The sequence below is a fragment of the Rhabdobacter roseus genome (genome assembly GCF_014202275.1).
GTDB lineage: Bacteria > Bacteroidota > Bacteroidia > Cytophagales > Spirosomataceae > Rhabdobacter > Rhabdobacter roseus.
In genome coordinates this window covers 22,290-39,977 of the sequence record NZ_JACHGF010000015.1, presented here as the reverse complement: position 1 = coordinate 39,977, position 17,688 = coordinate 22,290, and the positions used below count along the sequence as shown (strand labels likewise).

At 55.0% G+C, this 17,688-nt stretch carries 13 protein-coding genes; 2 read left to right on the top strand and 11 right to left on the bottom strand.

The window, feature by feature from the left end; translation table 11 throughout:
* Positions 1-5 precede the first annotated feature (5 nt).
* Genes HNQ92_RS26350 through HNQ92_RS26325 form a run of 6 tightly spaced genes read right to left on the bottom strand, consistent with a single transcriptional unit; the run spans position 6 to position 10,002 of the window.
* Entirely contained in the window at positions 6-1,553 is a 1,548-nt protein-coding gene (locus HNQ92_RS26350; protein WP_184179138.1) for a glycoside hydrolase family 28 protein, read from the bottom strand.
* The gene (locus HNQ92_RS26345; protein ID WP_184179136.1) at positions 1,550-3,073 is read right to left on the bottom strand and encodes a glycoside hydrolase family 88 protein; all 1,524 of its coding nucleotides are present in this window, start codon (positions 3,071-3,073) and stop codon (positions 1,550-1,552) included. The genes HNQ92_RS26350 and HNQ92_RS26345 overlap by 4 nt, the downstream gene beginning before the upstream one ends.
* Positions 3,074-3,127: 54 nt before the next feature.
* Positions 3,128-3,790: a hypothetical protein gene (locus tag HNQ92_RS26340; RefSeq protein WP_184179134.1), complete on the bottom strand. Its 663-nt coding sequence runs from the start codon at positions 3,788-3,790 to the stop codon at positions 3,128-3,130.
* Positions 3,791-3,827: 37 nt separating this feature from the next.
* Positions 3,828-5,399 carry a glycoside hydrolase family 28 protein gene (locus tag HNQ92_RS26335; RefSeq protein WP_184179132.1) on the bottom strand — a complete coding sequence of 524 codons (1,572 nt, stop codon included), beginning with the start codon at positions 5,397-5,399 and terminating at the stop codon, positions 3,828-3,830.
* A 24-nt stretch (positions 5,400-5,423) separates the two neighbouring features.
* Positions 5,424-6,857: a RagB/SusD family nutrient uptake outer membrane protein gene (locus HNQ92_RS26330; RefSeq protein WP_184179130.1), complete on the bottom strand. Its 1,434-nt coding sequence runs from the start codon at positions 6,855-6,857 to the stop codon at positions 5,424-5,426.
* A gap of 13 nt (positions 6,858-6,870) precedes the next feature.
* Positions 6,871-10,002: a SusC/RagA family TonB-linked outer membrane protein gene (locus HNQ92_RS26325; RefSeq protein WP_184179128.1), complete on the bottom strand. Its 3,132-nt coding sequence runs from the start codon at positions 10,000-10,002 to the stop codon at positions 6,871-6,873.
* 294 nt (positions 10,003-10,296) lie between these two features.
* Between HNQ92_RS26325 and HNQ92_RS26320 the strand changes: the two genes are divergently transcribed.
* Positions 10,297-11,061 (top strand): SDR family oxidoreductase, encoded by a 765-nt coding sequence (locus HNQ92_RS26320; RefSeq protein WP_184179262.1) that lies wholly within the window; start codon positions 10,297-10,299, stop codon positions 11,059-11,061.
* Between the two features lie 153 nt (positions 11,062-11,214).
* Positions 11,215-11,958 carry an IclR family transcriptional regulator gene (locus HNQ92_RS26315; RefSeq protein ID WP_184179126.1) on the top strand — a complete coding sequence of 248 codons (744 nt, stop codon included), beginning with the start codon at positions 11,215-11,217 and terminating at the stop codon, positions 11,956-11,958.
* Positions 11,959-12,031: 73 nt separating this feature from the next.
* Here the strand turns inward: HNQ92_RS26315 and HNQ92_RS26310 are convergent, their stop codons facing one another.
* From HNQ92_RS26310 to HNQ92_RS26290, 5 genes are read right to left on the bottom strand one after another with little or no spacing between them, the layout of a single operon-like run.
* A complete protein-coding gene (locus HNQ92_RS26310) occupies positions 12,032-13,354 on the bottom strand; it encodes an enolase C-terminal domain-like protein (RefSeq protein WP_184179124.1) in 1,323 nt (440 codons plus the stop codon).
* Positions 13,355-13,410: 56 nt separating this feature from the next.
* Positions 13,411-14,523 (bottom strand): mannonate dehydratase, encoded by a 1,113-nt coding sequence (locus tag HNQ92_RS26305; protein ID WP_184179122.1) that lies wholly within the window; start codon positions 14,521-14,523, stop codon positions 13,411-13,413.
* 22 nt (positions 14,524-14,545) lie between these two features.
* Positions 14,546-15,430, bottom strand: coding sequence for a 2-hydroxy-3-oxopropionate reductase (locus tag HNQ92_RS26300; RefSeq protein WP_343063050.1), 885 nt, complete (start codon positions 15,428-15,430; stop codon positions 14,546-14,548).
* Between the two features lie 13 nt (positions 15,431-15,443).
* The gene (locus tag HNQ92_RS26295) at positions 15,444-16,904 is read right to left on the bottom strand and encodes a GntP family permease (protein ID WP_184179118.1); all 1,461 of its coding nucleotides are present in this window, start codon (positions 16,902-16,904) and stop codon (positions 15,444-15,446) included.
* Complete coding sequence (locus HNQ92_RS26290; RefSeq protein ID WP_184179116.1) at positions 16,901-17,686, bottom strand: HpcH/HpaI aldolase family protein; 786 nt, start codon at positions 17,684-17,686, stop codon at positions 16,901-16,903. Before HNQ92_RS26290 ends, HNQ92_RS26295 begins: the two co-directional genes overlap by 4 nt.
* Positions 17,687-17,688 lie beyond the last annotated feature (2 nt).

Sequence of the window (17,688 nt, the reverse complement as noted above, 5' to 3'; positions counted from 1 at the left end):
GTATTTTATTCAAGAGAAATAAATGTAACTACCTGCTTTTTGACCAACTCCTGATCCAGCACCACGGCGGGGCGCGGCCCCTGGTGCTGCACCACAATACCCCCCGTAGAAGTACCTCCCAGACTAAGGAAATTTTCGAGCTTTGATACCTTTTCTTTAAACTGTACCTCCTGGCAATCTTGCAGTCTAAACACCGGCCCCGTCAGTGGCTCGATGGTACTTTGCGCAAAGGAAATCTTGCTGGCCTGGGAAGCGACAACGCCTGTCGCAGCCTTGATCGTAAGGTACTTAAACGTTAAATCGGTAAGGTTCCTGCCGCCCGGAAGTCCCCGCAGGCTGACGACGGTCTGGGCGCTTTGGCACCGAATGTTTTCGATATGAATGTTCCGAAAAACCGGCGCGTGGGCCAGGTCTGCCGCCTGTTCGCTGTACTGAATGGACCGCTCGATGGGCTCGCTGTCGTAGAGCAGATCGAAGACCACGGCCTCGTGCTGGATGGTGTCCATGCTGATGTTTCGCACCCAGACGTTCTCCACCACGCCGCCCCTACCTACCCGCGACTTGAACCGCAGTCCGCGGTCGGTACCGGCGAAGTGGCAGTCTTCTACCAGCACATTTCGGACGCCCGCCGACATTTCGCTGCCGATCACGAAGCCGCCGTGCCCGGCCAGGGTACTGCAGCGCCGCACCACCACGTTTTCGCAGGGCCGTCCCAGCCGCCAGGCTTCTTCGTCGCGGCCCGACTTGAGGCAAATGTTGTCGTCTCCCACGTCGATAAGGCAATCTTCGATGAGTACATTTTTGCAGCCGTCGGGGTCGATGCCGTCGTTGTTGGGGCCGTGGGCCGTGATTTTGATGTTTCGAATAATCAGGTTTTCACAAAAAACCGGATGCACATTCCAGGACGGGCCATCGAGCAGCGTGACGCCTTCCAGCAGTACATTTTTGCATTCCAAAAACTGCACAAAAGGAGGCCGAACGCCCGCCGCCTCGGTACCAAACACGCGCTGCTCGACGGGTACCCCGCTTTTGCCCATGCGGAAAAGCGCTTCCATACCCGGTTGCCGCTTTTTCCAGGGCCACCACGCCTGTCCTTGTCCATTCAAAGTACCTGCGCCCGTAACGGCGATGTTCTCGCAATCTTTAGCATAGATCATCGGCGAATAGTTGTAGCAAAAGTACCCTCCGCGCTGGATCAGCACCACGGGTAGGTAGTCGGCAAAGCGTTGGCTGAAGCGCAGCTCCGCGCCTTGCTCCAGGTGCAGGTTCACGTGGCTTTTCAGGTGGACCGGCCCGGTGAGCCAGGTACCTTTGGGCACCAGTACCTTCCCGCCGCCCGCCCGGTGACACGCCTCAATGGCCTGCCGGATGGCCTCGGTTGCAGGTACTTCTGGCTGGGCTCCGTAGGCACGAATGTCGAAAGTACGGGCGGGAAAGGCAGGTACCTGCCAAACCGGAAAAGCAAAGGGCACGTCAAGTACCTGCGCCGACAGCCCTCCGCCCATACCGGACAGGAAGCAAAACCAAAGCAAGTAAGAAAGGTACTTTTTCATGCGGTAGCGGTGTAAAGATGCGCCATGAGGCCCATCACGTACTGAGAAATAACCCGGTAGTGGCTCTGCTGCAGGGCTTCACCCCCGCGGTTGATCTGGCAACTACCCGTCAGGAAGCCGTCGGGCGTGAGGCTTTTTTCCAGGCGTGAACGGATGTCGGTCAGGCGCTTTTCGGGGAAATCGGGCAGCCAGCCCGCGCGCTTTCCGTACAGCAGCGCCGCACCCAGGCCCGCCGTAGCGGAGGCGTCGTACGGGGTTTCGGGGCGGTCGAGGTACCCTCGCCAGCTGTGGTCGGGCTGCTGGTGCCGGAGCGCCAATTGCGCGTAGTAGACGTAGGCTTCCTGTATTTTTTTCAGGCGGGCATCCTGCGCAAAAGCCTTGTCTTCCCGAATGACCGTGGCCGTCCGGACCAACCCGAGCAAAAACCAGACGTAGCCTCTTCCCCAGTTTCGGAAACCCCGGGTACTTCCGTCTTTAGACGCCCGCTGGTACACGGCTTCGGCGTCGGTGAGGTACTTGATGCGCTCTTGCAGCTCAATCAAAGCGTATTCATACAAAGTCGGCTGCCCCGTGGCTCGGGCTACCACCGCCAGCGGATAGGCCAACGTATAGCATCCCTCGGTGGTAAGCGACTCGCCCTTGACCTTTCCGTTCTCGATTCGGTTTTTACAAAAATCCGTAAACAGCCGGATAGACGGATGCTGGGGGTACTTTTCGGCAATGACTACAAAAGGCAGTCCGGCTTCGACGTTATTGAACTGGTTGTCGGAAGGCTGCGTATTCGGGTTTTCGTAAATAAGATTTTCGCCATCGGGTACAAAAAGCTTCAGCTGCGCGTCCAGCGCCGCCGTAGCCGCCGGAAAACGCCCCGACCGGCTCAACGCCAGCAAACCGTCCAGCGTACAGCCGCCCATCCAGCCAAAAGGATGCAGCGAGCGCAGCGAACAAAAGGTACTTTGGAAGGCTTCCGAAGGCGAACCCTTCACCGACGCTCCCAACGTACCCTGCCCCACCCACAGGTGCGAGCCCGTTTGCGGGGTACTTTCGATGAAATAAATCGGCTCCTGCCCCTGCACCAGGCGCAGGCGTACACCTTGCTTTTGCAGCTCAGCCAAACTTGTCTTCAATGCACATTCAAATACTTGCAAAGCGCTGGCGTACCAAATAGAAAGTACCCCTATTTTCTTGCCCGAGGTGGCCAGCGTCACTTCCACCTCCCGTTCGTCGCGGGTATCGAGCGCTACCATGAGCCGCAGGCGCGGGGTACCTGCGACCGTTGCGCCCTCCTTCCCCACTTTAAGTACCAGGCCCTCCTCCCCCGTCGGCAGCGTAAAGTACCCCCAGCCAAAGGGTACCCGCCGGCCGGTGGGTACGGGTAGGGTATCTCCGGAAATCCGTAAAGGCAGGTAGTCGGGCGAGGTAATAGGACGATCACCTTCCGGAAAATGCCAGGAGGAAAGTAGCGAGAGGGTTAGTCCGCTACCAGCCATCTGAAAAAGAAAATGTCTTCGGTTGGGCATTCTACTGATGCGTTGGGCGTTTTAAAAAAATGGAACCGGGGCGCGAAGCAACGATTACTCGGCTACCAAGAAGATGTTTAGATCAGGCCTTCGGTTTGCGTTGGAAATCAAAGTAAGGGGCTGACTGACGGCCAGGCTACTGAATCCCAGGTAGGCAGTTTCTGCCAGTTGAAAAATAATTGCTTGATCCTTCGCTTGCGTTGGATAAAGGTGCAGGGCGTACTGTTTTCCTTTTTCCAGAGGCAGAGATTCTTTAAAAAGAAAGGAAAGGTACTTTCCTTTTTGAACCGCTTCCGGAGGAATAGTAACAGGAAAGGAAGCCACCGTACGGACCACTTTCAGGTCAGTGGTGCCGTGCAATTCATACAGCAGGAGTCGAAAATCCTGCCCTGAGCGGTAATTCGTTTGGCCAAAGCCTACCAGAAACCCCGCCTCCTTAAGCCTAACGGTACTGGTCCAGGGAAATACCTGAATCAGCCCGGTGGTACCCGTAGCATTGGCGTTTTTTACCTCTAACCCGCCTTCTGGAGCCAAGTACTGCCGGTTGACGGTATGATTATCCATGAGAATCTGAGAGGTATTGAAGCTCACCGTTCCGTTGCCTTTGGCACCCGGCTTAGAAATAGAAGGCTCAGCCAAACGCACCGATACCTGCGCCCAGGTAGCCTGGGAAATCAGTAGTAAAAGCAGCAAGCCGGACCGTTGTAAAAGCTTCATACGCTAAGCAAATTATATTTTAAAGTCAGCTAATGAGTCACCTAACCTTAGGTTGAAGTACCTCTTTTTCTACTTGGTAATACTGTTTGGCCTTGGCGGGGTAGTTGCTGTCCAAATAGGTATCGGCGGAGGCGGCTCCCTCAATCCCAATAAAGGTTGCGACCGGCCCGGAGCTCGTGCTGTGACGAATCGTTGCTTCTTGGGTATTGATCAGGCGGATCACGGGAGCGCCTTGCAGGTGGCCCATGAAGGACGAAGAGGCCACGGAGAGTCCGGTTACTTTTTCACAGTGAAGCGCCGGGCGGTAGTCGGGCTCCTGTACCGACAGATGCAGGTTGCTGATGGAAATATCCTGGGCGTGCCTTATAAAAAAGCCATAGGAAGGCAGCGTTCCGAACAACGTCCACTTGGGATAATCTTTAATTTTATCGTCGATGGCTGCGTAGGCATCCTCTTTTTTTCCACCCCCTTTGTAGCGGATGCGGATGTTATCGAGCACTACTTTTTCTACCGGATAGCCCGGAATACCACAAATGTAGTCGAAGCTCTGGGCTACGTTATCGGCCTGAATGTTTGTAATGATGATGTTTTCCATTTTCCCCGGAACGGTCGGCAATACATCGTTTTCCTCCGAGGCGTAAACCCGCATCCGCCCCCCCAGCCTTAGTTCTAATACCGCAAAGCAATCGTTCATGGTGATATTGGAGATAGTCACATTCCGAACCTGGGCCCCATCCATGGATTGAAGCGCAATGCCGTGAGACTCATAAATGACACAATTGGATACGCTCACATTCTCGACGTTACCCAACGTTTCGGTACCTATTTTGAAGGCGTAGCACCAGCTGGTCAAAATGCAATTGGCTACGACTATGTCCCTGACGGTATGGGCCCGGTAGGACTTCAGCACAATGGCGTCGTCTTCGGTGTCTATGGTGCAGCCCGTAATTTTCACTCGTTGGCATCCGTCAATATCAATACCGTCGTTATTACGATTGGATCGGCTTTGAATGGAGATATTTCGTATGGTGATGTCTTCGGAATCTCTCAGGTGCACCGTCCAGCGGGCGGGGCGGGTCAGATGAATATCCTCCATCGTTACAAACTGGCAATAATTAAAGCGGATCAAGCCGGGTCGGTAGTTTGCCGCCGGGAGGGGTGGGAAGTTCAAGCGGGTACCTTGCCCGTCGATCATTCCCTTTCCCTCAATTCCTACGTAGCGGGCGCGCTCCGCGTACACCAGTGGGGCGGAAAACGTGGTACCCGGCACCATGTCGATCATGACGATGTTCTCCGGATAATCTTTCATATCGGTACTTCCTAAAAGTACCGCTCCTGCTTCAATGCGAAGCAGGATATGATCTTTGAGGATAATCGTGCCGGATAAATACTTTCCCGGTGGCAAAACCACCGTACCTCCTCCCTGCCCTGCCGCCGCATCGATGGTGGCCTGAATGGCCTTCGTGTCCAGGCTGGTGCCGTCGCCCTTCGCCCCGTAGTCCTTCACCGAAAAAAGCTGTTTTTTCGGTGAAGCCAGGCCGTAAAAGGCGCTGGTAAACATAAAGACCAGCAACAAAGCAGAGAAGAGGCTTGTATTTTTTAGTGGCATGACATCAGGAATCATTGGATAAAATCAGTAGCCTGGGTTTTGCTGAAGCGACGCATTCAGGTCAATTTCTAGTTGCGGAATCAGGTACAGTACGTGATGATCCTGCACGTTGTAGCCTTTGGCGCGCATCACGGGTAAGTACCGGTCCGTCCGAATGAGATCAAACCAGCGGTGGTTTTCAAAAGCCAGCTCTACGCGCCGCTCCTGTTCAATGGCTAACCGAAAAGCGGCCTGGCTATTGGCGGTGGTTGGCTCTAAGCCTGCCCGAGCCCGGACCTGGTTCAGCCTGGTGACGGCCTCGGGACTGAAGCTGATTTCGTTAAGTGCTTCGGCGTACATCAGGAGTACATCCGCATAGCGAAGTACCGGAAAGTCTACATCTGAATCATTTGGCAGGGCCCCCATCTGCTTGTACTTGGTTACGAAGGGCTCCTGTACGATGGCCCCGGAAGCGGAGGTGTACGACTGTTGAATGGAAAAAGCCAAGCGCTTATCCCCTGTTTCGTAGGCATTGACCATATCACGGGTGGGCATGTTCAGCCCGCCACCCGTTCCGCCGTTGGGTCCAAGAATGAGCGATCCTACGCTCCAGGGGGTGAAGCTAGCCCAAAAACTACTTCCCTGCCCGGTGTTGCCGGAGCGGTATTGTACATTAAACAGGGTTTCATCGTTGGTAGGACTAGCAAAACTAAAAGCACTGGCATATTCTGGCAGGAGTCGGTATTGATTCAGGTCAATCACCTCTTTGAGTTTATTGGCCGCACTGGTCCATTCTTTCCGGGTTAAATATACTTTCCCCAGTAAAGCCTTGGCCGCTCCCCTCGTAGCCCGGCCTACGTTGGTGGCCGGGTACTGTGCCGGTAAGTTTTGTTCAGCTCCCTGAAGATCGGAAAGGATCAGTTGGTACACCTCCTCTACGGGCGTTCGGGTAAGATTGCTGGCTCCGTAAGGATTGGTAATTTCCTGCACCACCAGGGGTACCGCCCCGAACAATCGAACCAGATCAAAGTAGAACAGCGCCCTCAGAAACTGGGCTTCGCCCGTATATTGGGCCTTTTGGGCCGCCGGAATGTCGGCATTTTCGATGCGGGTCAGAATGGCGTTGGCGCGACTAATGCCGATGTAGTGGTCACGCCACACCCCGTAAATAATGCTATTGAGCGTCGTGTAGGTATGGTCGATAAACTGGAAATTATCCACATTGCCCGACTGCCGCGTGATGCCATACATGGTATTGTCCGTAGAAATTTCGCCAACCCAAATTAAGCCTGAACCGTACACGCCCGAAAGCTTCAGTGCGGCATAGTTACCTACAACGGCATTGTTAAAGTCAGCGGCCGTTCTATAAAAATTCTGGGTGTTTCGCTCCGTCTGGGGAGCCAGCCCCAGGAAATCTTCCTGACAACTGCTCAGCGTAAAAAGACTCAGTATCGTACAAAATATGGTTTTGATTTTCATGATCGTAGCAATTTCAGAAAGTAAGACTTACACCTATAGTGATGGTACGCGCCACGGGATAGCCCGCGTAGTCGACTCCGGCGCCCAGGACATTATCGCCCGAATTACTCAGTTCGGGATCGTAGCCGGGGTACTTTGTAAAAGTGAAGAGGTTACTGCCCGTTCCGTAGATACGCCCGGCGGTTAGCCCTAGCTTTTCGGCCACCGATTGTGGTAGGGTGTAGTTGAGCGTAACGTTCCGTACTCTTAAGAACGAACCGTCGAAATTGAAGAAGGAACTATACCGCAGGTTGTTGTTAAGTCCACCACGGATGGCCCGGGGCATCTGGCCGTTTCCTGGTTGCTCCGGCGAACGGTAGCGGTTCTCATGAATACTTGCCAGGCTATTTTGCACGCCATGGAAGCCATACGCAAACACCGCCCCGGCCCAAAATACGTCGTTACCCTGAGTACCGTTCAAAAGTACGTCCAGCGACCAATTCTTGTAGCTAAATGTATTGTTAAAACCGTAAAAGAATTTAGGCTGGGGGTTACCAATTAAGTCGCGGTCTATGTCATTGATAATCCCATTTCCATCGACGTCCCGGTATTTAATATCCCCTAGCTTAGCGCCATTTTGAGTGGCGTGGGCGTCAATCTCCGCCTGGCTCATAAATATCCCTTCGTACACGTGGCCGTAAAAACTACCAATGGGATGGCCTACGCGCGAAATACTTACGTTACCTCTACCACCAGCATTGGAAAAAATCTCATCGCTTTCACCCAGGCTAAGTACTTTATTTTTATTGAAGGTAATGTTGAAGCTACTCGTCCAGCGAAAATCCCGGGCAGCAATCACATTCCCGGTCAGGGCTAGTTCCACTCCTCTGTTTTCCAGCTCCCCCAGGTTTACCCAGGCGCTCGTATATCCAGTGACGGCCGGAATGGCAACATTCAAGAGCATATCCGTATTTCGACGGTTGTAGTAATCCCCGGTGAACTGTAAGCGGTTATTAAAGAGCGCAAAGTCCAAACCAATGTCGTACTGTTTGCTGGTTTCCCAGCCCAGGTTGTCGTTGGTAAAGGTACTTTGGGAGAGACCAGGTACCTGCTGGTTGCCCAGTACGTAGTTGGTTGCAGATAGTAAGCCTACCGAGCGGTAGTTGCCGATGGCATTGTTGCCCGACAAGCCGTAGCTGGCCCGAATTTTTAAGTCATCAAACAGGCGCAGATTTTTGACAAAATCCTCTTCTGACAAGCGCCAACCCAACGAGAACGACGGAAAAACACCCCAGCGATTCGCCGAACCAAAACGCGAGGAGCCGTCAGTTCGAATGGTACCGGTAACGAGGTACTTGTCTTTGAAAGAATAATTGACCCGAGCCAGGTACGACAACAGGCTCCACTCCCCGATCGCGTAGCTACCTCCCGTGATCTGCCCACCGTTGATGTTCTCTACCAGGTCATCCGGAAAGTTGGTGGCGTTCGTCTGATGAGCCACGGTAGATGATTTTTGCACGGTAAAACCGGCCACGGCATCCAGAAAATGGTCACCCATTGTTTTTTGGTAACTTAGGGTATTCTCATTCAGCCAATTAATATCCTCGGTAATACGCGCACTGGCAAAAGCCGGCGCAGTGGGCAAGGTAGCTGAAAGGGTTGAAGGGTTGAAAATGTTCGATTTAAAGTAGTTGAAATCTGCCCCGACGCTCACTTTTAATTTCAGCCCCGTCAGTAGTTCGTACTCGCCAAAGGCATTTCCGATCATTCGGAATTGGGAATCAAAATCCTGCCTTTCGTTGGCAATTTTCAAGGGATTTTGAACCGTCACGTGATCCCCTCCCAAATCAAACGTATTTCCGTAGGAGCCATCGGGGTTGTACAACGGGATCATGGGAGGCATGGTCCAGGAAGCGTTGATGATGTTCATGTCCGGATTGCCGTAGTGCCCGCTGGAAGGTACGTTGTCCGTAGCCGTGTAGGTCGGAGCCAGGTTCATACTTACTTTGAGCTTCTTGGTAAGTTGCCCGTCCAGGTTGAGCCGGGCCGAGTACCGTTCAAATCCCGAGCTAATAAGAATTCCCTGCTGGTTGAAGTACCCCCCCGATAGTGCGTAGCGTAGTTTCTCATTCCCGCCCGTAGCCGTAAGTTGGTAGTTTTGGATGGGGGCCGTCCGAAAGATTACATCTTGCCAGTCGGTGTCGTAAGGAGGCAGATTGTCCAGATCCTGCCAGGCGGGTGGAATTCGAAACGACGCCCCCCGTACACTATTGGGGTCATTGATGCTGGCGTTTGGCCCACCGTTATCCAACCATCCGTTGTTCCGGCCGTCGATGACATACTCGGCAAACTGCCGGGCATTCATGAGGTCAAGTCGCTTCGAAACTTGCTGGATGCCCGCGTAGGCGTCCAGCGTAATTCTTGACTGCCCGGATTTTCCGCGCTTGGTCGTAATCATGATCACTCCGTTGGAGCCCCGCGATCCGTAAATGGCCGTGGCGGAAGCATCTTTAAGTACTTCGATGGATTCAATGTCGCCCGGGTTAATGGTGTTCAACGGGTTTCCTACGCCCGAATTGTTGATCGGAAAGCCATCCACAATAAACAGGGGTTCAACGCCTCCCGACACCGATCCGATCCCGCGTATAAGGATGTTCGTGTTTCCGCCGGGAGCACCCGAAGTAGACGAAATCTGTAAGCCAGGTACCTGGCCTTGTAAGGCTCTATCCAGGCCCGAAACAGGGATACGCTCAATATCCCGGGAACTGACCGAAGCCACCGCCCCCGTCACATCGCGCTTCTGCTGGGTACCGTAACCCACCACCACCACTTCGGAAAGCTGCCGATTGTCCGGAGCCAGGGTGATGTCAATACGCTGCCGATTGCCTACCGGCTCTTCCTTGGGCGTGTAACCTACAAAGGAAAACGTCAGTACGGCGTTGGCCGAACCAACTTGGATCGTAAAATCACCCTCGGCGTTGGTGGTGGTACCCGTGGTAGTACCTTTCTCCACTACGTTTACTCCCGGTAGCGCTTGTCCGGTGTCGTCCACCACCTTGCCGGTCACGGTCTGCTGCGCCCTAGCTTCACCCCCCATTAGCCATCCGACGCCCAGCAGCACGGCAAACCACGCGAATCGGGCTTTCTTAATAAATGTATAGTTCATGTTTATTAAGGGTTAAATTTATTATTATTGAATTATAATTTCACATTACAATAATATAGTATAAGCACTTTGATACCAAATTTTTATACAATATTTTTCATAAAAAATTATAATTGTCTATTGTACAGTATTACTTTATTGCTAATAAATATTTTAGGAAGTAGCTATTGAAGAATCTTCATCTTCAAATAATACTATTTTCTATTTTCGATGGCTAATTTGGAAATTATTGCTTTTTATTTTACTATTGCTCGTATTAATTTAAGTCTAATTTATCATTGCTAAACTATGAGTATTTTACACGCATTTAATCTTACCGGAAAAACCGCCCTGGTGACCGGCTGCAAACGGGGAATTGGCAAAGCGATGGCGCTGGCACTGGCTGAGGCTGGCGCGGACATTGTGGGCGTTTCGGCTTCGCTGGAGCTGGAAGACAGCCAGGTAGCCCGGGAGATCAAAGCCTTAGGACGTACCTTCAGCGCCTACCAGTGTGACTTCAGTAATCGGAGCTCGCTATACGCCTTCATCGAGCAGGTGAAGCGCGACCAGCCCGTCATCGACATCCTGGTGAACAACGCCGGGACGATCCTGCGCAAACCGGCCGAGGAGCACCCCGATGAGTATTGGGACACGGTGATCGAAACCAACCTGAACGCGCAGTTTGTGCTGAGCCGGGAAATCGGCAAGGAAATGGTAGCCCGGGGTGCCGGAAAAATCATCTTTACGGCTTCATTACTCACTTTTCAGGGCGGAGTCACGGTGCCGGGCTACGCGGCCAGCAAGGGGGCCATAGGTAGTTTGGTAAAAGCCCTGGCCAACGAATGGGCCAGCCAGGGCGTGAATGTCAACGCCATTGCGCCAGGCTACATCAGTACCGACAACACCGAGGCCCTGCGCAACGACCCCGTGCGAAGTACCTCTATCCTCTCACGCATACCCGCTAACCGCTGGGGTACCCCGGAGGATTTTAAAGGAATCACGGTCTTTCTGGCGTCGGAGGCCTCTAGCTACGTACACGGAAGCATTATCACGGTAGATGGCGGCTGGATGGGTCGATAATTTAACATGCTGAGAGTATTTCTCGAAGTGAATGGTAAAAAGCGTATATTTGAAGGGTAGTTCCGGACGCAATGGAAGCAAAAAGTTTGGGCTAAGAAAATCAATTCAGCAGAGACAAATCCTGCCATTTTTTAAAGATCTGACACCTACTGCATGGTACTTGTTATTATAAAGGCGATCGATATTCTGGAGTACTTGGCTCAGGACCAGGAAAGAGCCTTTACCCTGACCGAAATTTCGGAGAGCCTGGAGCTGAATCAGGCTACCTGCGCCAACATCTTGAAAACGCTGGTGAGCAAGAATTTTGTGGAGCATCTGGGCCGCAAAAAAGGCTACCGCCTGGGGCCGATGGCTTTCAACCTCACCAACAACCTCTCGTACAACCAAAACCTGATCATGGCGGCCAAGGATGTGATGGAGGATTTGACTACCTTGCTCAACGAAACGTCGCTGCTAGGTACCCTGCGCAACCAGAAGCGCTACATTTTGCACTTGGTCAACAGCGACCAGGACCTGCAGGTACGCAGCCGCACCGAACGGAACGTGTACGAAACCGCCACGGGGCGCCTGTTGCTGGCGTATCTTTCCAAGAAAGAAAGGGACAGTTTTTTGATGAGCAACGGCCTACCTACCCCCGAGGTGTGGAAGGAAGCCACCAGCCCGGAAGGACTGGAGAAGGAACTCCAGAAAATTGTGCAGGATGAGCTCGTGATCACCTACTCCGTGAAGCACATCGTGGGCTTTGCGGTACCGATCCGGAAAAACGAAAAAGTGATTGCGGCGCTGGGTATTTTCCTGCCCGAGATCCGCTGCCCGGCCCCTAGGAAAAAACAACTGGTGCAGGCCCTTAAGCAAGCCGCCGACAAAATAAACAAGCGTTTGACAGAAGGTACTTAGGGTACTTTCTGCCAAACGCTTCAGGTACCCCTCCAAGGTACCTCGAAGGGTACTTAAGGGGTACTTTTTAAAACTACCAGCGTACCAGCTGAAACTCCCAGTCGGGCTGCTTCTTCCGCATTTCTACCAAATCATCCCGGCAGGTCAAGCCGCACTGGAGGTAGTTTTGGTGCAACCGCGCCAGCGCCACCCGGTCCAGCTCCACGCCTAGTCCGGGACCTTCAGGTACCCGCACGGCTCCTTCTTCAAACACAAACCGACCGCCCTGTACTACCTCGTCAGACTGCCAGGGGTAGTGCGTGTCCAGGGCGTAGGGCAGCGAGGGTAAGGCCGCGCCCAGGTGGACCATGGCGGCCAGCGAAATGCCCAGGTGGCTGTTGGAGTGCATGGACAAATGCCGCCCGGCGGTTTCGCAGATACCCGCCAGGGTGATCGACGCCCGCAATCCGCCCCAAAAGTGGTGGTCGCTCAGGATAATATCCTCCGAACCCAGCGTAATACTACTCAGAATATCCTCGAAGCAGGTCGTACACATGTTGGTAGCCAGGGGTACTTTGAGCGCCTTGCGCGCGGCGGCCATGTCGTGCTGCCCGCGCACGGGGTCTTCCAGGTACTCCAGAATGGGCTCCAGCTGCTTGCCGTACTTGATGGCCGTGTCCAGCTGCCAGACGGCATTAGGGTCCAGGCGCAAAGGTACCTCCGGGCCAAAGGCTTCGCGCAGCGCAAACATGGCATCTACCTCGGCCTGGGGCTCTAACACGCCCCCTTTGAGCTTGATCGACTGAAAACCAAACTCCTGGCACATGGCCCGCGCCTGCGCCACGATTTCGTCGGGCGTGAGGGCCTGCGCCTGCCGGGCGGCGTCCCAGCCCTGCGCTGCGGAGTCGGTACCAAAGCCTAGTTGGCCGCCCGCGCCTTCGTACTTGTAGAAAAGATAGGCAGCAAAAGGTACCCGATCCCGCATTTTTCCGCCCAGGAAATCGACCACCGGACGACCCGTCATTTTGCCAATAATATCCAGGCACGCCACCTCGATGGCACTGAACACGTGGACGAGCTTCCGCTGGTCCCAGGGCGTATGGCCGCGCTGGGCGGCGGTTTCGATCCCGAAATAGGCCGTAAGTACCTGCCGGATCTCGTTGAGATGAAAGGGATCTTTGCCAATGATCAACTGGCTGGCCGCGGCCAGGGCCGCATCAATGGCACTATTGCCCGGAATTTCACTGATTCCCGAAATATTATCGTCCGTAACGACCTCCAGCACGGTACGGAGGGCGTAGGGCGCGTGCAAACCCGCCGCGTTCAACAGCGGCGGGTCTATAATAGCAATGGGCGTAATGATAATGTCCCGGATTTTGGGTCCGGCCCGATAGCCGGCATTGATCTTCGGATTCATAACTGAAAAATAATTCGCATTGAAACTAATTCGGACAGCACCCCAAGGGGTACTGATCAGGCTACCTCGTCGGATACGGCCTGGAGGAGCCCTTTGATGTAGCCGTAGCTAAAAGAAAAAGCCTGCCCGCTACTACTGGTATCGGCGTGGGTAGGTACGTGGTCGGGCATAACCATGCCCGAAAAACCCACGTCGCGCAGGGCCCGCATCACCTGCAGGAAGTTCATGTCGCCGTTGTCGGGGTAGACCTCCTGGAAGTTGTTCCAGCCGCCTTTGATGTTGCGCAGGTGAATGTTAAAAATCTGCTTCCGCTCCCCTACCCACTTAATGATGGGGAAGATCTCTGTCTTGGGATCTTTCAGTCCTTCGGCAATGGACCCAATGCAAAAATTAAAGCCGTGGTACTCGTTGTCGTACAGCTGAGCAAACCGCTTGATGCCCGCAAATACATCGGGGCTGTTCCAGCGGGTAATGCCCCGGTACCCTACCGGCGCCGGTGGATCGGCGATGTGGTTGGCCAGTTTCACCTTATACTCCTTGGCCACGGGAAGTACCCGGTCGAGCAGGTAGGTAATGCGCTCAAACATCTGCTCGATGGAAACGTCTCCGGCCACGGTCTTGGGCGCGTTTTGTTTGAGGGCCTCCTCGTAGTTCCAGGTACTGTACGACGCGTTGCCGCGCTTAGGGTCGATGGTGCGGCCCGTGCGTAGTACCGGCAGGATGGTGGTGTTGTAGTTGAGCAGGTGAACGCCCGTTTTGGCCGCCACCTGAATCATCTGTTGCAGGATTTCGATCTCGCGGTCGCGCTCCGGACTTTTGCCGAGCATAATGTTGGGGTACTCCACCTTGTCGATCCCCGCCGAGGTGAGCGGCCAGTGGTAGGCGTCGAGGCTGATGCCGTACTTTTCGCAGGCTTCACGCTTCCGCAGGGAATCTTCCAGGTCCCAGCCCTTGCCGGGGATGATACGGGGGGCGCCGCCGTCCAGGTTATAAACGCCGTGCCGGGCCTTGAACTCCAAGTTTTCGACCGAAGTACCGCCCGACTGGCAACCCACCTTCATCAGTACTTTGCGGGGGGCTTGGGGTTCGGCCCGGCTAAACGTAGGCCCCAGAGCGGCGGCTCCTACCGAGCCCGCCACGATGACTTTAATAAATTTTTCCCGTTTCATCGTAGAAAAATGGTTTAGGTGATCAATTACTCAATTGCTGCATCAGCAAGGCCAGCGCGCTGTGGTCCAGCTCGCCCTTGCCCTGCGCCAGGAGCGCGTCCATCTGGGCCGCTACCTGAGCCGATCCGTACAGCGGTACCGACAGCTCCCGGCCCGTTTGTAAGGCAATGTTCATATCCTTTCGGTGAAGCTTCACCTTGAAGCCCGGCTTAAAGTTCTGGTCGATGATGCGCTGGCCGTGCAGGTCCAGGATCCGGCTTTGGGCAAAACCACCCAGCAGCGCTTCCCGCATTTTGGCCAGGTCCACGCCCGACTTCCGCGCCAGCGCAAAAGCCTCCGCCACCGCCTGGATCGTCATGCCCACGATCATCTGGTTGCAGGCTTTGGTGGTTTGCCCGGCTCCCGCCGGACCGATGTGGACGATGTTTTTTCCCATGACCTCCAACAGCGGCCGCGCCCGCTCAAACGCCGACTCGCTTCCCCCCACCATGATGGACAGCGTGGCCGCTTCGGCCCCTACCTGGCCACCCGACACCGGCGCGTCCAGCGCCTCAATGCCCTTTTCCCGCAGGAGCTCGTCCAGCTTTCGGGCCGTCGCCGGGGCTACCGTCGACATGTCGATGAAAAGCGATCCGGCCCGCAGGCCCGCCATGGCACCCTCCTCCCCTAGCACTACCTCTTCTACCTCGGGCGAGTCCGGCAGCATCGTGATCAGGACGTCGCTCTGCTCAGCGATCTCTTTATTGGTAGCAAAAGCCTGCGCTCCCGCTTCGACCAGCTCCTGGGCCGCTTTGTTTTTTTCCAATACCGAGAGCGAATACCCCGCTTTTAGCAGATGAAGGGCCATCGCTTTGCCCATGATTCCTAAGCCAATAAATCCTACTTTTTCCATTACAAATCGTTTGATAGGTACTTGTATTTTATACGAGTGGCCAAATCTTGGCCGCTATAAGGATGACGAAAAGGCCCACGAATCCCATGACGGTAAGCATGGGCGAAAAAGTTTTAAGCGCTTCCTTTTCGGTCAGGTTGCTCATCTTGCACACGATCCAGAAGCCGCTGTCGTTCATCCAGGGAATGAGCTTGGAACCGCAGGCAATGGACAGCCCCAGGTACAGCTGGTGGTACTCCAGCTGCATGGTGTTGGCCATGCCGGCCAGAATACCCGAGGCCGTGATCATGGCTACTGTGGCCGACCCTTGCGTCGTGCGTACTACCGCCGTAATGAAGAAGGCCAGCGGAATGAGCGCCATCTGGTAGTCTTTGGTCAGGCCGCCGATCCGGGCGCTGATGCCGGTTTGCTGGAGCATGCCGCCGAAGGCTCCGCCAGCGGCCGTGATCAGGATAATGACCCCGGCGCTCATCAGGGCCGCCTGCACCGAGGCCCGCATCAGTTCCTTGTCGCCCTTCTTTTGCACCACCAGCAGTAGCAGCGCCGCCAGACCACCCATCACCAGCGCGGTATTTTTTTCTCCCAAGAACCGCAGAGCGTCCGTTACGGTCTGGACCAACGCCGAGGTACCTGCCGTAGCTTCGGTAGTAAACGAATCCAGGCTGGCCTGGGCGCTGATGAACACCAACGGAATGAGAATGGGAAGCAGCGAAAACCACAGCGGCGGCAGGTGGGCGTCGCCCTGGGTCGAGAGCGACGCGATGTCTTGTAGGGGAGCGTCCAGCGAATCGCGCAGCGGAATGGGCCATTTGCGGTTGGCCCAGAGCGCAAACAGGTACCCCGCCGCAATGGTCACCAGCCCCACCAGAAAGCCCCCGATCATCATCATACCGATGGGGATGTGCATTTCACTGACCAGAAACAACGGCCCCGGCGTGGGAGGTACCAGGGAGTTGGCCATGGCCGCGCCCGCCGTAACGGCCAGGACCAGCAGCAGGTAGTTTTTGCCAATGCGCATCGCCATGGCCTTGGCCAGGGGAATCATGAGATAGAAAACGGTGTCAAAGAACACGGGAATGCCCAGAAAAAAACTACCTCCCAGAAAACTCAGCGGCGCTTTGGACTCGCCCGTCAGCCGCAGCATGGACCGCACGATCCGCTCGGCGGCCCCGCTTTCGAGCATGCATTTACCGATGATCGAAGCCATGGCGATGAGGATACCGATCTGGCGGCAGGTATTGCCAAACTCCAGCGCAATGCGCTCGCCGATGCTGCGGGTAGCCATTTGCCGGGCGGCATCCAGCGCCATTCCTTTGCCTAGCGCGTACTGCTCGATGGCCGCCGCGGGCGTGAGGGCCGCTACCACGAAAGCCCCCAGCAGCAAGGCCAGGAATGGATTCAGCCGCAACGCAATGATACCACCCACCACAATAAGTACCCCAACAACCAGTAGCAAAAGGGGATCGCCCCAGAAAGCGGGTGTACTCATACGTCTTTTGGATTGAAGGTGGCTTTGGATTGATTTAAAATACCCGCTACGCGCCGGGCCCCGTCGGCCACGAAGGTGGCGTCCGCCCCGCAGGCAATCATCCGAATACCCAGGTCGTAGTAAGTTGTGAAGTCGTCGGTATTGAACAGCAAAATCCCCGTGGCTTTACCGGCCTTTTCGGCCGCGGCCACCGTGGCTTTCACGGCTTCCACAAAGCGAGGGTGGTCCAGCTGCCCGAAAATCCCCAGCGCCATGGTGAGATCGGCGGGGCCGATGAAAAGTACATCGACCCCGTCGAGCGCCGCGATTTCGTCCAGCTGATCCAGTGCCTTCACCGTTTCGATCTGCACGACGCCCAGGATGTTATCCTTGGCTTCCTGGTAGTAGGCGTCAAAATTTTTTCCAAAATCCGTGGCCCGCACCATCTTGGCCACCCCCCGGGTACCTTCGGGCGGGTACCTGAGGCTGCTAGCCACGGCCCGGGCTTCTTCGGCGCTGTAGATCCGGGGGCACATCACGCCCTCGGCGCCCATGTCCAATACGCGGTGGATACGCTGCCGGTCGGCGCTTTCCACCCGTACGATGGCGGCGGTGGGGCTGTTGGACAAAGCCTGAAGCTGGGCTAAAACGTCTTTCTCGGACCCGGCCCCGTGCTCGAGGTCAATAAGTACCCAGTCGAATCCGGCTTGGCCCACGATCTCGGCCGTCAGCGAACTACCCAGATTCAACCAGCAACCGGTGACGGCTTCGCCGTTTTTAAGCCGTTTTTTCAGATTTTTCATGT

Excerpts from the sequence above, each read along its gene's own strand:
- HNQ92_RS26290 (WP_184179116.1), bottom strand. The coding sequence starts at position 17,686 with ATGAAAAATCTGAAAAAACGGCTTAAAAACGGCGAAGCCGTCACCGGT.
- HNQ92_RS26330 (WP_184179130.1), bottom strand. The coding sequence starts at position 6,857 with ATGAAAATCAAAACCATATTTTGTACGATACTGAGTCTTTTTACGCTG.
- HNQ92_RS26310 (WP_184179124.1), bottom strand. The coding sequence starts at position 13,354 with ATGAATCCGAAGATCAATGCCGGCTATCGGGCCGGACCCAAAATCCGG.
- HNQ92_RS26315 (WP_184179126.1), top strand. The coding sequence starts at position 11,215 with ATGGTACTTGTTATTATAAAGGCGATCGATATTCTGGAGTACTTGGCT.
- HNQ92_RS26345 (WP_184179136.1), bottom strand. The coding sequence starts at position 3,073 with ATGCCCAACCGAAGACATTTTCTTTTTCAGATGGCTGGTAGCGGACTA.
- HNQ92_RS26305 (WP_184179122.1), bottom strand. The coding sequence starts at position 14,523 with ATGAAACGGGAAAAATTTATTAAAGTCATCGTGGCGGGCTCGGTAGGA.
- HNQ92_RS26335 (WP_184179132.1), bottom strand. The coding sequence starts at position 5,399 with ATGCCACTAAAAAATACAAGCCTCTTCTCTGCTTTGTTGCTGGTCTTT.
- HNQ92_RS26325 (WP_184179128.1), bottom strand. The coding sequence starts at position 10,002 with ATGAACTATACATTTATTAAGAAAGCCCGATTCGCGTGGTTTGCCGTG.
- HNQ92_RS26350 (WP_184179138.1), bottom strand. The coding sequence starts at position 1,553 with ATGAAAAAGTACCTTTCTTACTTGCTTTGGTTTTGCTTCCTGTCCGGT.
- HNQ92_RS26295 (WP_184179118.1), bottom strand. The coding sequence starts at position 16,904 with ATGAGTACACCCGCTTTCTGGGGCGATCCCCTTTTGCTACTGGTTGTT.
- HNQ92_RS26340 (WP_184179134.1), bottom strand. The coding sequence starts at position 3,790 with ATGAAGCTTTTACAACGGTCCGGCTTGCTGCTTTTACTACTGATTTCC.